This is a genomic window from Methylomonas albis, assembly GCF_014850955.1.
In the GTDB taxonomy this organism is placed as follows: domain Bacteria; phylum Pseudomonadota; class Gammaproteobacteria; order Methylococcales; family Methylomonadaceae; genus Methylomonas; species Methylomonas albis.
This window is the reverse complement of the sequence record NZ_JACXSS010000001.1, coordinates 1-16,214: the sequence shown is the minus strand read 5'-3', so window position 1 is coordinate 16,214 and position 16,214 is coordinate 1. Positions and strand designations below refer to the sequence as shown.

The window sequence follows — 16,214 nt, the reverse complement described above, 5'->3', positions numbered from 1 at the left end:
GGCGGCTCTAAAGCGGGTCAGCAGTCAGCAGAGCGTAATACGCCGCTTGTACAAGGCCTGTATGGTGGGCTGCTTGGTGATGGTCAGCACCGCCGAATCCGATAGCCTTTTATGGATCAGATTGACCATGTCTACTTCGCCTTCGGGATCGAGCGAATCAAAGGCTTCCTGCATCAGTATCCATTTGGGTTTGTGCAACAACAAGCGCACCAAGCCCAAGCGTTGTTTCTGTTCGCGCTCAAGGTTCTTTTCCCAATCGGCAACCTGATCAAGTTGTTCTTTCAACTCTTTCACACCGGCCAGCTCAAGGGTATTTTCTAACACTTGCGGCTCGAAAGCGGAGGGGTCGGACGGGTAGCAAATTGAAGCACGCAAGGTGCCGGTCGGTAGATAAGGACGCGGCGGCATAAAGAACATGGCCTCATCGTCCGGCAATTCGATCGCACCTTCGCCCCATGGCCAAAGGCCAGCGACTGCTTTGAACAGCTTGTTGCCGGAAAACGCATTACCGGCAATCAACACGCGCTCGCCTGCTCTGATTTCTTCATTGAGGGTAGATACACAGACAATTCTGTCCAAGCGCGAAATACATAAAGCGCGAAACGCCAATACTGACTTGTCACTTTTCACCAAGCGGATTCGATACGGGTCGGGCTTGGCTATTTCTAGCTCTAATTGCTCCAAGGCCTTGCTCAATCCCAATACCCGCTCGACCGAAGCCCGCCATTCCGCAACCTTGCCCATGTTGTCGACCGGCCAGGATAGCGCCGCGACCATTTGCTGAAAAGCCTGTGCCGATTGCATCAGCGCGCCTAGGCTGATAGTGCCTAAAATAAAACGCGGCGCAGACACCAAAATAGGAAACGCCATAGACAATATCGAATAACCGGAGCTAAACATGGTTATACGCTGCCAGGCTTGAGTTTGCTGATTCCAGGCGTCGACAATATTTCCGAACAAACGATGAAAATGCGGATTCTCGTTGCTTTCACCGTGAATCAAAGCGATTGCCTGGGCATTTTCGCGGGCTTTGACTAGCGCAAAACGGAAATTGGCTTCCACGGTCTGTCTATTATCTGTCGCCATGGTCAAAGGCCGGCCTATCCACCAACCCAAAGTGGATGCGCTAGCCGCATAAATCAGCGCCAACCAGACCAAATGGCCTTGAATCGGCACTTCGATCAAGCCCAGATTGAGGGTTACCGTGCCGGACAAGGTCCACAAAATTTCCGTGAAACTAGTCAACAACAAAAAACAATAAAAGAAAGTATGTAACAAATCGATGGCATATTCGGTGGAAATCCGAATGTCTTCGGCGATCCTACCGTCGGGATTGTCGTGCTGTCCGGGAATGTGCGTGACCAGATAATGACGGCCGTCACGCATCCATTGACCGATCAATTTGTCGGTTAACCAACCCCGCCAGCTCAATTGCAGGCGACGTTTGATAACCAGATGGGTCGCGGTAATCGCCATATTAGCGATAAAAATTAATACGATCAGCCCAACTTGGGTAAACAGCCTCGACATCGACCGTTGCTCCAACGCATCGAACAAGTCGGCGCTCCATTCGGTAATAATGACCGACACGGCAATCTGCGCCACTGTCAACGCGACCAAAAACGCCGATAAGGTCCGAATGGTGGTCTTATTTTCAGAGCACCAGAAGGGGCCCGCCAATCGGACGAATTGCATAAAAAATTTGCTGGTTGTTCGCAAAGCCGTACTCCTCGTTTAAGGTCGTCGCGCAATATAACAAAATTAATCGCATCGATAACCATCAAATGCGAGGGTACATTGCTGACCGCGCATCAGGTTAAGGATAGGCTTTTGTGTTTTATGACAAAAAAGTGAAAAAACAGCGGCGGGGATGTTTGACGAGTTTGCGACGAGCGCTGTGCGCTCGTCGGTACAGGTGTGTTGCGCTTAGCGCTTCATCGAATCGAAAAATGCGGCGTTGGTTTTAAAATCTTTGAGTTTGCCCAGCAGAAATTCGGATGCGGCCAATTCATCCATCGGCTGCAGAATTTTGCGCAAAATCCAGGTTTTTTGCAGCTCGTCCGGATCGACCAAATATTCCTCACGACGTGTACCGGAACGGTTGATGTTGATCGCCGGATAAATCCGCTTTTCGGCGATTTTCCGCTCCAGATGCAGTTCCATGTTACCGGTGCCCTTGAACTCTTCGAAGATCACTTCATCCATCCGCGAGCCGGTTTCGACCAATGCGGTAGCGATAATCGTCAAACTGCCGCCTTCTTCGATATTCCGCGCCGCACCGAAAAAACGCTTGGGTTTTTCCAGCGCATTGGCGTCAACACCGCCGGACAATAATTTACCGGAAGACGGCACCACCATATTGTAAGCACGAGCCAAACGGGTGATCGAGTCTAACAGGATAACCACGTCGTGCTTATGCTCGACCATGCGTCGGGCTTTTTCGATGACCATGTCGGCTACCTGCACGTGACGGGTCGCCGGTTCGTCGAAGGTGCTGGAGACTACTTCGCCGCGCACGCAACGCTCCATCTCGGTTACCTCTTCCGGGCGCTCGTCGATCAGCAATACGATCAGATAACATTCAGGGTTATTCTCGGCAATCGCGTGGGCGATGCTTTGCATGATCATGGTTTTACCGGCTTTCGGCGGGGAAACGATCAGGCCGCGCTGGCCTTTGCCGATGGGGGCAATCAAGTCGATGATGCGGGCGGTTAAATCTTCGCTGGTGCCGTTACCTTGTTCCAAACGGAAACGTTTGTTGGCAAACAGCGGCGTAAGGTTGGAAAAGGAAATCTTGTTTTTGGATTGCTCGGGTGACTCGAAATTGATGCTTTCCACTTTGAGCATTGCGAAATAGCGTTCGCCTTCCTTGGGTGGGCGAATCTTGCCGCTAACGGTATCGCCCGTGCGCAAACCGAAACGTCTGATCTGGCTCGGCGAGACATAAATGTCGTCCGGCCCCGCCAAATAAGAACAACCGGGGGTTCTTAAAAAACCGAATCCGTCCGCCAGTATTTCCAAAACCCCATCGCCAAAAATATCTTCGCCGCTTTTCGCCTGTTTCTTCAAAATCGCAAAAATCAGTTCCTGCTTTCTGGCTCTGTCGATATTTTCCAGCCCCAAGGACTCGGCGATGGCAATAATTTCAGTGACTTGTTTAAGTTTTAACTCGGTAAGATTCATGTTGATAAAGGGAAATGAAAGAAATGCATAACAGCAGAAAGCCGTTTACAGCGGAAGGTAGTTGTTGGATAAATTAGGGATTTTCAGGATGCTAAGAAGCAAGCGGGGAAAATTTTAGCGCAATAACCGGACTTATCAAAAACATTTTTAATAAATCCGGCGATTCGGCTTAATTTAGATGTTGCTATCGATAAACGCAGTCAATTGGGATTTGGTTAAGGCGCCAACCTTAGTCGCTTCCACTTCGCCGCCCTTGAAAAGCATCAAAGTCGGAATACCTCGCACACCGTAGTGCTGAGGCGTTTTGGGGTTTTCGTCGATATTCAGCTTGGCAACAGTGAGTTTGCCTTGATACTCGGATGCAATTTCATCCAAAACCGGGGCAATCATTTTGCACGGACCACACCATTCAGCCCAATAATCGACCAATACCGGCGTACCGGCTTTCAACACAGTTTCATTAAAATCAGCGTCTGATACATGAAGGACTAGGTCACTCACGCCATTCTCCATTAGTTTACAAAGTCAAGACTATAGTTTCGCCGCGCTTTAATTGTCAATCGATTTCAACCGTAGGGCTTTTTAGTTTATTCTATTAAGCTATGAAGAAAACACATTTGACGGAAACGCGTTTTAGTAATTTGGAGCTGTCCGACTCCATCATTAAAGGCCTGAAAGAAGCAGGATTCATTAACTGCACACCTATTCAGGATAAATCCTTACCCTTGTCGCTAAGAGGCAAAGACATTGCCGGCCAAGCCCAAACCGGCACCGGCAAAACCGCCACGTTTCTGCTGGCGACCTTTCAGCATCTAATCAACGACGAAAGCGAAAAAATCAAAAACCCGCGGGCCCTGATTTTGGCGCCGACCCGAGAATTGGCGATCCAGATTCATAAAGACGCACTGGCCTTGAGCAAGTACCTGAATCTGAAGTTTGCGCTGATCTACGGCGGCACCGACTATCAAAAGCAGTTGGATAAAATTAAAGGCAATATCGACATCATCATCGGTACACCGGGTCGAATCATTGATTTTTATCGGCAAGACGCCTTTACCTTGGATAACATTCAAGTCACCGTGATGGACGAAGCCGACCGCATGTTCGATTTGGGTTTCATTAAAGACATCCGCTTTTTGCTACGCCGCATGCCGCCGGCGGAAAAACGTTTGAATATGCTGTTTTCGGCAACGTTGTCCTACAAAGTCACAGAGCTGGCTTACGAGCACATGAACAACCCGGTACTGATTCGCATCGAATCCGAGGAAGTCACCTCCAAAGCTATCAATCAGGTGGCTTACTGTCCGGCCAACGAGCAAAAAATCCCGCTGTTACTGGGCTTGCTGAAACATCACCAACCGCAGCGCAGTATCGTCTTCGTCAACACCAAGAGGTGCGCCGAGCAACTGGACGATTACCTGGCTGCCAACGGCCACAAAGTGGCCATGCTCAGCGGCGACGTGCCGCAGGAGAAACGTCAGCGTCTGCTCAACGATTTCCAGGAAAACCGGGTCACACTGTTGATCGCCACCGACGTAGCGGCCCGCGGCTTACATATTCCTGATGTCTCGCATGTGTTCAACTACGACTTACCGCAGGATGTGGAAGATTACGTGCATCGTATCGGCCGTACCGCCCGTTTCGGTGCCAGCGGCGAAGCGATCAGCTTTATTTGCGAGGAATACGCTTACTCGATGCCGGACATCGAAGATTACATCGGCGAAAAAGTGCCGGTGCAAGCCATTATCCCGGAGTTGATGGTTGAAGACGTGATAAAACCCGAACGCCGCGAACCCCGCGAACGGGTGATACAGCGTGACAAACGTCCGCCGCGTTCGGAGCACAAACCCAGAGAACACCGGCCACCGCGCCCGGCACCCACTACAAACCAGGCATCAACGCCCGAAAATCCTCCACCGCCGCAAACTCAGCAACCTGCTTAACCGGCCGTTGACTATCCGGCTTGCTGATCGACACCAGATGAGCAATGCCGAAAGTTCGGGCAGACGCCAGCACCACTGAGCTATCGTCTACCAGCAGCGTTCTATCCTTTGCAAACAGATGTTTGTCTTGCAGGATTTGCCAAAAATCTTGCCGCTCCTTGGCAAAACCAAAATCGTGCGACGAGACGATTTCGTCGAAAAAGCCATGTAGACAGGTTTTTTCCATTTTCAGATTCAAGCTGTCGCGATGGGCGTTTGTCACCAACAATAAACGCTTGCCACTCGCGCGCGCAGCATCCAAAAACTCGGTGACATGCGGATGCACCGCAATCAAGCCGGCCAACTCCTGCTTCAGTCCTGCAATATTCAGAGCCAATTCCTGGGTCCAATAATCCAGACAATACCATTCCAGCTTACCTTCCATCGCCCGGAAACGCGGCGCCAACTGCTGTTTGGCTGCCTCAAGCGATAAGCCGTGCAGCTCAGCAAAGCGCAAGGGCACAAACTCTTGCCAAAAATGATTATCGAAATTTAAATCCAGCAAAGTACCGTCCATATCCAGCAACACGGTATCGATTTGTTTCCAGTTGAGCATTTCAGTTTATCCTTATCAACAGCTCTTGCAGTTCCTAGGCAGCGATCAAACAATTTTCCGGTTTAACCGCAAAACTTAAGTGTCGGCATAGCCTAAATTAGTTTTTATTCTAACCGGAAAATCTCTAAGTTCAGCTAGGCTTGAAGTCTTTAGGAAAAAGGATTAAAAGCTTTGATATGTGTTTCATTGCGGCATCAGCCATCGAAAGGAGTTAAATTCATGAACACCATGAAAGTACGAACCCGTTTGGGATTGGGATTCAGCGGAGTACTACTGTTACTGGCCATGATCGCCGGCATTAGCATCTCCGGCATGAACGATTTGCTTGCCGGCATCGACAACATGATCAATGATAAATTTCCGAAAACGGTGTGGGCCAACAATGTCATCGGCAATATCAATGTTATCGCTCGCGCCATGCGTAATACCCTGATTGTCAAAGACCAGGTTACCATCGACAAGGAACTCAGCCGTATTCAAGACTCGCGCCGCGCAATCAAGGAAAACCTGGATAAACTCGACGAAAGCATAAACAGTGCGGAAGGCAAAGCGGTGCTGAAAAAAGTAATGGATGCCCGCACACCTTACATCGCGGCCCAGGATCAGTTCATCAAATTGGCCAGCGAAGGTAAGCAGGCGGAAGCCGCGGATTTCCTGCTGTCCCAAGTCAGAAAATTGCAAACCGAATATATAGATGCGGTCAACGCGCTAATCGAGTTTCAAAGCAAATTAATGAAACAATCCGGCGAGGAAGCCAAGGAAACGGTTAACCAAAGTGTGACATTGATTGCTACATTGGCACTAGTTTCCGTGATGATTGGCGGCGTTGCCGGCTATTTGATTACTAAAAGTCTAATGAAGCAGCTTGGCGGCGAGCCGAGTTATGCGGCCGAAGCGGTTAATGCCATGGCGGCTGGTGACCTTTCCGTGGAGATAGCGTTGCGAGAAGGCGATAACGGCAGTTTGCTGCTCGATTTAAAAACCATGCGTGACCAGCTCGCTCATGTGATCCAACAAGTTCTGGGTAACGCCGAAGTATTGAGCTCCGCGTCCAAGGAAGTCAGCGCCACCGCGCAGTCGATCAGCCAAGCCACCACCGAGCAGGCCGCCAGCGTCGAAGAAACCACCAGTTCTATCGAACAACTCACCGCGTCCGTCCAACAAAATACCGAAAACGCCCATGTTACCGAACAGATGGCCGGCAAATCCGCCAGCGAAGCCAAACAAGGCGGTGAAGCAGTGATCGAGACCGTCAAAGCCATGAAGCACATCGCCAAAAAAATCGGCTTGATTGAAGACATCGCGTATAAAACCAATCTATTATCCTTGAACGCGGCAATCGAAGCCGCTTCCGCCGGCGAACACGGCAAAGGCTTTGCCGTGGTGGCGGCGGAAGTCCGCAAACTAGCGGAAAGTAGCCGTACCACAGCGGCCGAAATCAACGAATTAGCATCCAACAGCGTATCGATTGCCGAAAAAGCCGGCGTACTAATCGGCCATGTGTTGCCGGATATCGTTAAAACCGCGGACTTGGTTCAAGAGATCAATGCGGCCTCCGCCGAACAAGCCAGCGGTATCAAACAAATCAGCGAAGCTATGCGCCAGTTGGACAAAGTCACCCAACAAAACGCGGCAGCCTCGGAAGAAATGGCGGCAACTGCGGAAGAGTTGAACGGTCAAGCCGAGCAGCTGCAAGATGTGGTTGGTTTTTTCAAATTGGCGGTCAGCTAGACATGCGATCATGCTCAGTGTCGAGCCGATCTTAGTGTTGAAATCAAACACATTGCAGAAACATGCCCAATAGACCGAAAATTCTAAAGCAAACCGTCATCGCCCAAACCCGCCAGTTCTGCATCGAAGCGCTGGATTTGGAGTTTAGCAACGGCGAGCGCCGCCAATACGAACGCCTGGCCCGTTGCGCCTCCCACGGTGCGGTGCTGGTTGTGCCGATGCTGGACCCCGACACGGTGCTGTTGGTCAGGGAATACGCCGCCGGCATCCATCGCTACGAACTGGGTTTACCCAAAGGCAAGCTCGATGCCGGCGAAGACATGCTGGACGCCGCCAATCGGGAATTAAAAGAGGAGATCGGTTACGGCGCCGCTAAATTGCATCACTTGCATCGCGTATCCATGGCGCCAGCCTATTTGGAGCACACGATAGATATTATTCTCGCCGAAGAGCTATATCCTGAAAAATTGATCGGCGACGAACCGGAAGAGCTGCAAGTGGTGCCTTGGCCGTTGAATAGTATCGATACATTGTTAGCCAGCGGGGAATGCAGTGAAGCCCGCTCGATTGCGGCGTTGTACATGGCTTTGGCGCATCTGAATGGACGCAGCTAAGGCCGGCCGCGTCTCCATAGTTTTAACGCTTAAATCTTGAACAAAGGCTCCAGACCATCATTAGCGACTCCGACCGTGCTCATCGCCACCGGATTTTCGCCAAACGCCTGCCACAGATGCTGGCCTTGCCAATCCTGATTCTGCCCGGAATATAGCAAGCGATTCAGCGCCAAAATCTCTTCGCGGAGCGCCGCAGAGCAATGAGCCGCAATCGCGCCCAAACTCACCGCGCCGAACTCGGCCTTACCCCACTTCAGCAAGGCCTGCTTGGCGGCCTGCGGGTTGTTTTCCCAGCAAGCGCGTTTCAGGGTCTTTTCTATGGCGGTTTCCGGCAAAACCTCAGCGAGCTTGGCGGTTGTACCTTTGGCAGACGGGCGGCGATAAAACACGACAATAGTCAGCAACCAGCCCAGCGCCAAGGTCGCCGACACCCCCTGCCAAAAGAGGGTGTCGCCGCTGCTGGTAACGGTAATCGGCGATGCGGCTATTTGGCTATTTGGCTGCTCCGGCTGCACATCGGCCGCAGCGGGCTGCGCAGAGGTTTGCGTATCTTCGGCACTGGCCAGGGCCTTCAGCTTGACACTAGGCAGGTGCCCAGTTTCCATTTTCTGGGTTTTGGTGTTGAACCAAACAATGTCCAACGCCGGCAAGGTGTATTCGCCGGGCTTGGAAGGGATGAACGCAATTTTTTCCTCGCGCCGCGCAGTCAGTCCGTCGCTTTGCTTATCTTCCTTCAGCAACGGTTGGTCGGGATAAGTTTTGATGCCGTCGATTGCGGTTTTGCCGAGCAGCTCCGGCAGTTGCCCCACCGTGGCGCCTTTCGCGCTTAGGGTGAGCGTGCGGGTCAACGGCTCGCCGACTTTGGTTTGCAAGCCGGCGTCGGACCAGGTTTCACTAAGCGTTAAAGATTCCGCGCTCAACCAATTCGGGCTTTTAAAGCTAGCCGGCACTGCTTGCACGTTTAAGGTAATTGCTTTGGAGGCCACCCGCCGGGTTTCCGTATCCGGCCGATTGAAGAAGCCGTTAAAACGCGGTTGGCGTTGATTGCTCAAGTATTCGGCATTCAGAATCAACGGTGCAATGGTAAATACGCCGCTTTGCTGCGGAAAAATCGCATATTTGCGTTCGGTCACCCAATAATCCACGCCCTTGACTTGGGTGGCATAGGTACTGTCGTCACCCAGCTTTTCGACTAGCGCATCCTTGATCTCCGGTTCGCTCAGGCTGGCTTGGGTAATCTGTACCTTGCGGAACAACTTCAGCGTGTACAACACCTGCGACTGCACATAGGGTTGTTCGGGCGTAGCGGTTACTTCCAGAAATATCTCGTCATTGCCTTGCGGCGCAGCGGTATTTTCGCTAACCACCAACTTCAAAGGCTTGCTGCTATCGGCACCGAAAGCAATCGGCGGAATCAACAGATCGCCGGCTTGTTTGGCCATTGCCCTAACGATCCACTGTTCCTTGCGGCTGCTCTGGCCGTTGACCCAGGACGAGTTACTGCTGCGTTGTTGACTGATGATTTGAAAATTGTCCTGTAAGGGCGTGAAATCCGGGTTGCCGTCTGGCTCGTCGCTGGCGGTGAAGGTAAGCTGAAACGATTCGTTCAGGCTGACCGGATTACGATCAACCGCTACTTGAATCTCCGCCGCCTGTATCGCTGTAGTCAACAGCATTAACAGACCGAACAGAATCCGCGCGCAATAATGTCTATGCATAAAATTGATCATTTACTTCATCGAAAAAGGTTTATGTACATCACGGCGATCATCGAACCAGCCGTATAACACTGGCAATACTACCAGCGTCAGCAACGTCGAGCTGATCAGACCGCCGATTACCACAATAGCCAAGGGCTTTTGCACTTCCGAGCCGGGGCCGATGGCGAATAAAAACGGCACCAAACCCAGCAAAGCCACCGTAGCGGTCATCATCACCGGCCGAAAACGCTGTTCGCAACCGCGGCGTATTGCATACTCCAGGCTCAGGCCGCTTTCGCGCTGCGAGCGGATATACGATACCAACACCACGCCATTCAGCACCGCTATGCCCCACAAGGCGATAAATCCCACCGAAGCCGGTACCGACAGGTACTCGCCGCTGAGAAACAGCGTGATGATGCCGCCAATCGACGCAAACGGCAGCACCAGAATAATCAAGGCGGCGAAGCGTAGCGATTTAAACAACATAAATAGCAAAAAGAAAATCGCCGCAATAGTGACCGGAATAATCATCTGCAAATGACCCAAGGCCCGCTCCATATTCTGAAATTGGCCGCCCCATTGCAGATAATAGCCTTCCGGCAATTGCACTTTGTCGGCCACAGCTTTTTGCAACTCGGCAACGAAACCGCCTAAATCCCGGTCGCGGACGTTGATACCCACCACGATGCGGCGCTTGCCCATCTCCCGGCTGATCAGGGCCGGACCGTCGTTTAAGGTAATCTTGGTGACATCACCCAGCGGCACCCGAGCGCCGTTCGCGGATGTCAGCATCAATGCATCGATAGCGCCTATATTATTCCGAAATTGTTCGGGTAGGCGCACCGCCGCCGAAAAACGCCGCTCGCCCTGATAAATCTCGGTAGCCACCTTGCCGGCTATCGCGGTTTCTATGACATCGTGAATGTCCGATGCATTCAAACCGTGGCGGGCGATGGCTTGTCTATCCACTGTGATATTCAAATATTGCTGACCGGTCAGGCGTTCGACCCGAATATCGCGGGCGCCGTTCACGTCGTTGGCGACGCCGGCAATCGTGTCCGCCAACCGTTTCAATTCGGCCAAGTCATCGCCAAACACTTTCACCGCCACATCGGAGCGCACGCCGGTCACCATTTCGTCTACTCGGTCGGAAATCGGCTGCGCCATCACCACCTGCATGCCTGGCAAGTTTTCAGTAAGCTTCGCGCTCATCGCGTCGGCAATGTCATCCTGATTCCAGCCTTTCGGCCATTCCGCACGCGGCTTCAATGTGACGATAGGCGTGGATTCGTTTTGCGCTTGCGGATCAGCCGGGCTTTCGCCGCGCCCCACGCCGCTGACCACGGTTTTCACGCCGGGAATTTCCATCACCATTTTCATCGCCTGCATTTCCACATTGATGCTTTCTTCAAGGGAAATATTCGGCATCCGGTTAATGCCCGGCACGATGGAACCTTCCTTCATTTCCGGAATGAACGATGTGCCAAGCAAAGGCAGTAAGGCCAGGGTCGCGACAAACACGCCGACCCCACCGCCCACCACTTTCAGCCGATTGGCCATCGCCCAATCCAGCAAGCGCAGATAATGGCGTTTGATAAAGGCAATCAGCCGGGTATCGTGTTCACCGTCATGACCCTCCAGTAAAAAAGCACACAGCACCGGCGACAAAGTCAGTGACACCACCAGCGAAATCAGCAAAGCAATAGCGATCGTATAGGCCAGCGGGGCGAACATCTTGCCTTCCATGCCTTGCAATGTCATCAGCGGCAAAAACACCAGCACGATGATACCAACACCGAACAACACCGGCGTCGCCACTTCCTGTGCGGCGGTCATCACCACTTTTACCCGACTGGTTGCGCCGCCCTTGCGTTCGCCCAGTAAACGAAAAGCGTTTTCCACCACCACCACCGAACCGTCGACCATTAAGCCGATGGCAATCGCCAAGCCGCCCAGCGACATCAAATTGGCAGAAAGACCGAGCTGATTCATCGCAATAAACGTGACCAAGGGCGTGACGATCAAGGTGCTGACCACGATTAAACTGGAGCGCACATCGCCCAAAAACAAAAATAATACAATCACCACCAATACCATGCCCTCCAGCAGCACTTTGGTGACGGTATGCAAAGCTGCATCGACCAAATCGCTACGATCATAATAGGAAACGATTTTCAGATCGTTGGGCAGCATGCCCTTGGCGTTGATTTCCGCGACGCGTTCCTTGATGCGACTGACCACTTCCTTGGCATTGCCGCCACGCAGCATCATTACTACGCCGCCGACCGCTTCGGTATAACCGTCCTTGAGGACCGCGCCAACTCGCACTTCGTGGCCGATCTTGATTTCGGCGACATCGTGCATATGCACCGGCACGCTGTTTTCTTCTTTCAAAACGATAGTGCCAATGTCGTTTACTTCGTTGATCAAACCGACGCCGCGAATCAGATATTGCTCAGCATAATGCGGTAACACGCCGCCACCGCTATTCGCATTGTTGCGGGACAGCGCCTCAAATACCTCATGCAAGGAAATCCGGTAATGGTGCAGGCGGTTAGGGTCGACTAACACTTGATATTGCTTGACGTAACCGCCCTGAGAATTGATTTCTGCCACGCCGGGAATCCCGCGCAGTAACGGCCGCACCACCCAGTCCTGCTCTTCGCGGCGCTGTTGCAATTCTTCCTGGGTCAAGGCCCGCTGGCCGTCGTCGTCGCGTTCCAAAGTATATTGATAGACCTCGCCCAAACCGGTGGAAACCGGCCCCAGCACTGGATTAATGCCCTCCGGCATCTGCTGCTTAACTTCGATAAGCCGCTCCATCACCAATTGCCGGGCAAAATATACTTCGGTGCTGTCGGTGAAAATCAAGGTAATCAACGACAGGCCGTTTTTGTTCAAAGAGCGCATTTCTTCCAGACCGGGCAGACCCGCCATGGCTATTTCCAGCGGTACGGTAACCAGACGTTCGACTTCGTCGGGCGAACGGCCGGTGGCTTCTGTGGCGATTTGTACCTGGATATTGGTGACATCCGGAAACGCATCGACCGACAACTGCTGTACGGCGCGTACGCCGAATAGAGTGACCGCCACTGCCAGCACCGCCACCAGGATACGTTGCTTTAATGCCGTTTCTATCAATCCATTAATCATCAATTACTCCAAAGTACCGCGCAGACGCTCGTTATTCAGATGGAAGGCGCCGCCGATCACGATCTTTTCTCCGGCTTTCAAGCCCTCCAGCAAAGGCCTTTTCTGAGCTTCTTCGCGGCCCAAACGTACCGGGCGCAATTCAAAGCGCGCGGCAGCGGTTTGTACAAACACGAAATCCCGATCGTTTTCCCTGACCACTGCCTGACTGGGCACGATCAATGTTTGCGAGCCGGGCTTGCTGATTTTCAAGGTGGCCAGCATTTGCGGCTTGAACAGACGCTGCGGATTGGACAGGGCCATGCGCACTGTCACCGTACGAGTGTCGGAATCCACCATATCGGCAACATAAATTAGCTTGCCGCTAACTTCCTGCCCGGGCAGCGCCGGTACCTCGGCTAGGGCTTGGTCGCCTTGCCGCGCCCAATGCGCTTGTTGTTCGGGAATTTCCGCGACCAGCCACAGCTGCGACAAATCCGCGACCGTATACAAGGCGTCCGCCGGCTGCACCACCTGGCCTATGGCGACGTTACGTTCGATCACTACGCCGTCAATGCTGGCGGTAACCGGCGAGAACGAATGAATGCTGCGTTGTTTGTCCAGGCGCTGCAAATCGGCTTCGCTCATGCCCATCACCCGCAGTTGATCGCTAGCGGCGCGCAAATCCACATCCGCCTCGGTCAACACGCCCTGCCGCTCCTGAAATTCGGCCTCTGCAATCACGCCGCTTTCCAGCAAGCGCTCGGCGCGTTTGACAGTAATCCGGCGTAAATTGACTTGCGACGCCGCTTTTAAATAATCCGACTGGGCTTTACCCAACTCAGTGCTATTCAATAGCGCCAGGCGTTCACCCTTTTTCACAGCCTGACCGAGCATCGCGTTAATTTCGGTAATCCGTCCAGTAACCGATGCTCCGATTCGGGCCACCCGTGCCTGGTCCAGCTCCACTCGGGCCGACAGATTCAAGGATTCAGCAACTTCGCCGGGCTTGATCTCGGCAATGCTCAACAACTTCAACAAGGCGGGCGAGGCTTCCAATACCGGCTTATGGTCCGCGCCGACCGCAGGCAAGGTAAAACTCAGCAAAAACAGCGCAGCCATAAACAAGCTGACGCGAAATGGAGTCTGGAGCTTGGCTTTCATGGTATTTCCTTTAAGCAAACTTATGTTTTTCAAACAATTAATTAAGGGCCGACGCTGCCCAATGCAGGCAAGCTTATCGGCCAGTTTGGGTGTTGCCTATTGCGCTTTAGGTCGACAAGCGCCCCTTGGCGAAACGCTAAACTGTAGACTCGGGCAGTTTTTGGCTAACCAACACCTTGTCGATGCGGGTGCCGTCAATATCGACGATCTCGAAACGCCATTGCCGAAATTCGAAGTTATCCGTTACTTGGGGAATTTTTTCCAGGTAGAACAGGATGAAACCGCCGACCGTGTGATAGGTGCTGTCGGCCTCGCCAGGCAAATTGCCGTCCATGCCGACTACCGTTTTCAAGCGCTGTATCGATAAACCGCCATCCACTAACCACGAACCGTCGGCGCGTTGCACCACGTCAATGTCCAGATTGGTGCGACTGGGCAGGTGACCGACGATAGCTTTCAACACATCGCTGAGCGTCACCAAGCCTTCGATATCGCCGTATTCGTTGACAACCAATGCCAGATCGGTCCGCTTTTCCTGAAAGAATCCCAGCAACTGGCTCAGTGTCATCGATTCCGGCACATACAGCGGCGCGTGCAAGATAGGCGCTATATCCAAGGCTGCGCCGGCCATCGCCAGCTTCAGCAGATCACTGCGAAGCAAGATTCCTACCACATTTTCCAGGCTGTCCCGGTAGATCACCGCTCGGGTATACGGACAGTCAGCAATTTTCTCGCGCACCGCCGCCTCGGTATCGCTCAAATCAATGGCATATATTTGCTGTCTCGGCGTCATGGCTGCGCCAAGCATTTGTTCGTCCAGTTGCAAGATGTTGCCGACCAAATGGCTTTCGCTGGCATGAAACACCCCGGATTCCGCACCGATTTCCATCAGTAATTTGATTTCTTCGTTGGTGATACTGGTCTGCGGCGGCCGATGTGCGCCGAAAATCCGCAGTATCAAGGTGCTGGAGGATGACAGCAGCCAGACCAAGGGACTGGCGATCCTCGATAGCGTATGCATAGGTTGGGCGATGATGATCGCGATACGTTCCGGATGCAGCAAGGCCAGACGCTTGGGTACCAGTTCGCCGACCACGACCGAACAATAGGTAAGCAGAAATACCGTCGCAATCAGGGCAATAGGGCACCAACAGGGGAAAATTTAATAGTTGACGATACAGCGGCTCGGTCAAAGCCTCTTCGCCCAAGGCGCCGCTGAGAATACCGACCGAGGTAATGCCGACTTGCACGGTGGATAAAAATCGCGATGGATCTTTGTGCAGCTTCAACGCGGTACGCGCACCCGGACGTTTTTCGCCGGCCAGTTTCTGCAAGCGAGCCAGGCCGGAAGACACTAGCGACATTTCCGACATCGCAAACACGCCGTTGATCAGGATCAAAATCAGTATCAGGCCAATATCCATGGTCTCATCGCCTCGAAATTTAAAAGAGTATTGAGCTTGCGGTACCTCGCCCCTGGTGATCGGCCTGCGGATTTACCACGCCGGTCCGGACTGGTTTGCTCGATTGCGCTGACCGTATTGATATTTGAATTTTCGCTTTAATAAGCCGGTCGGCTCGTCGGGTATGCGCTTCAATAATTGCTCGTTAGCGCGCTGGGTTTCGTCTTTTCCGTAGCTTGTGCGGCTTTTTCGGTCTCGGTAGGTTCTTGCTTGGCCGGCTGCGCTGGTTGTTTGGCCTCGGCTTCGACTGCTGCTTATCTTCTGCCGCTTTGTTCTGTTCAGCGTCCTGCTTTACTTCGGAGGGTTGTTTGTCTTGTGGTTTTGTTCCTGTTGCGAATCTTTATCGGTTTGACCGATTCCCCATCCTGCTTTTGCTGTTTTTGCTGTTGATCGGCCGACTGCTGCTGGTCTTTGTCTTGCTGGTTTTGTTGATTATTGTCCTGCGGTTTTTGTTCCTGTTCTTTCAGCTTGTTCTCGACAAGTTCCTTATTGAATTTTGCATCCTGATGGCCGGGATCGAGTTGCAAGGCCTGCTGATAAGCTTGCACGGCTTCTTGCAATTGGCCGGCCTGGGCCAGCGCATTGCCGCGATTGTAATGGCCTTCCGCAGTTTGGCTGTTTTTCAAGGTTTCGGCGGCTTCTTGGAAATTACCAGCCTTGTATTGAGCGGCGGCGCGCCAGTTCGGATT

Annotated in this window: 12 protein-coding genes and 1 pseudogene; 3 read left to right on the top strand and 10 right to left on the bottom strand. The window is 52.6% G+C overall.

The annotated features are described in order from the left end of the window. Positions 1-24 precede the first annotated feature (24 nt). The 3 genes from EBA_RS00065 to trxA form a co-directional block, all read right to left on the bottom strand. Complete coding sequence (locus EBA_RS00065) at positions 25-1,695, bottom strand: ABC transporter ATP-binding protein/permease (RefSeq protein WP_192372091.1); 1,671 nt, start codon at positions 1,693-1,695, stop codon at positions 25-27. Between the two features lie 231 nt (positions 1,696-1,926). Beyond that, positions 1,927-3,183, bottom strand: coding sequence for a transcription termination factor Rho (gene rho / locus EBA_RS00060; protein WP_036275080.1), 1,257 nt, complete (start codon positions 3,181-3,183; stop codon positions 1,927-1,929). A 174-nt stretch (positions 3,184-3,357) separates the two neighbouring features. Beyond that, the gene (gene trxA / locus EBA_RS00055; protein ID WP_223146625.1) at positions 3,358-3,684 is read right to left on the bottom strand and encodes a thioredoxin TrxA; all 327 of its coding nucleotides are present in this window, start codon (positions 3,682-3,684) and stop codon (positions 3,358-3,360) included. A 101-nt stretch (positions 3,685-3,785) separates the two neighbouring features. Between trxA and rhlB the strand changes: the two genes are divergently transcribed. Further along, the gene (gene rhlB, locus EBA_RS00050; RefSeq protein ID WP_192372087.1) at positions 3,786-5,126 is read left to right on the top strand and encodes an ATP-dependent RNA helicase RhlB; all 1,341 of its coding nucleotides are present in this window, start codon (positions 3,786-3,788) and stop codon (positions 5,124-5,126) included. On the opposite strand, the gene yrfG is transcribed toward rhlB, so the two are convergent. Beyond that, a complete protein-coding gene (yrfG, locus tag EBA_RS00045; RefSeq protein ID WP_192372085.1) occupies positions 5,065-5,721 on the bottom strand; it encodes a GMP/IMP nucleotidase in 657 nt (218 codons plus the stop codon). The two genes, rhlB and yrfG, sit on opposite strands and share 62 nt — an antisense overlap. A gap of 219 nt (positions 5,722-5,940) precedes the next feature. Between yrfG and EBA_RS00040 the strand changes: the two genes are divergently transcribed. Next, positions 5,941-7,452, top strand: a complete 1,512-nt coding sequence (locus EBA_RS00040) for a methyl-accepting chemotaxis protein (protein ID WP_192372083.1) — start codon at positions 5,941-5,943, stop codon at positions 7,450-7,452. 62 nt (positions 7,453-7,514) lie between these two features. Next, positions 7,515-8,066 (top strand): ADP compounds hydrolase NudE, encoded by a 552-nt coding sequence (gene nudE, locus EBA_RS00035; RefSeq protein WP_192372081.1) that lies wholly within the window; start codon positions 7,515-7,517, stop codon positions 8,064-8,066. A gap of 29 nt (positions 8,067-8,095) precedes the next feature. Here the strand turns inward: nudE and EBA_RS00030 are convergent, their stop codons facing one another. The 6 genes and pseudogenes from EBA_RS00030 to EBA_RS00005 all read right to left on the bottom strand — a co-directional run. Continuing rightward, positions 8,096-9,796: a BatD family protein gene (locus tag EBA_RS00030; protein ID WP_192372079.1), complete on the bottom strand. Its 1,701-nt coding sequence runs from the start codon at positions 9,794-9,796 to the stop codon at positions 8,096-8,098. Further along, complete coding sequence (locus tag EBA_RS00025) at positions 9,797-12,922, bottom strand: efflux RND transporter permease subunit (RefSeq protein ID WP_192372077.1); 3,126 nt, start codon at positions 12,920-12,922, stop codon at positions 9,797-9,799. A gap of 3 nt (positions 12,923-12,925) precedes the next feature. Then, positions 12,926-14,062, bottom strand: coding sequence for an efflux RND transporter periplasmic adaptor subunit (locus tag EBA_RS00020; RefSeq protein WP_225615786.1), 1,137 nt, complete (start codon positions 14,060-14,062; stop codon positions 12,926-12,928). 136 nt (positions 14,063-14,198) lie between these two features. Further along, entirely contained in the window at positions 14,199-15,158 is a 960-nt protein-coding gene (locus EBA_RS24500) for a hemolysin family protein (RefSeq protein WP_267874683.1), read from the bottom strand. A 136-nt stretch (positions 15,159-15,294) separates the two neighbouring features. Further along, positions 15,295-15,426, bottom strand: a pseudogene (locus EBA_RS24495) (CNNM domain-containing protein); the annotation flags it as partial. Positions 15,427-15,803: 377 nt separating this feature from the next. Further along, positions 15,804-16,214 (bottom strand): tetratricopeptide repeat protein (locus EBA_RS00005; protein ID WP_192372075.1); only part of this gene is annotated, 411 nt, incomplete at its 5' end.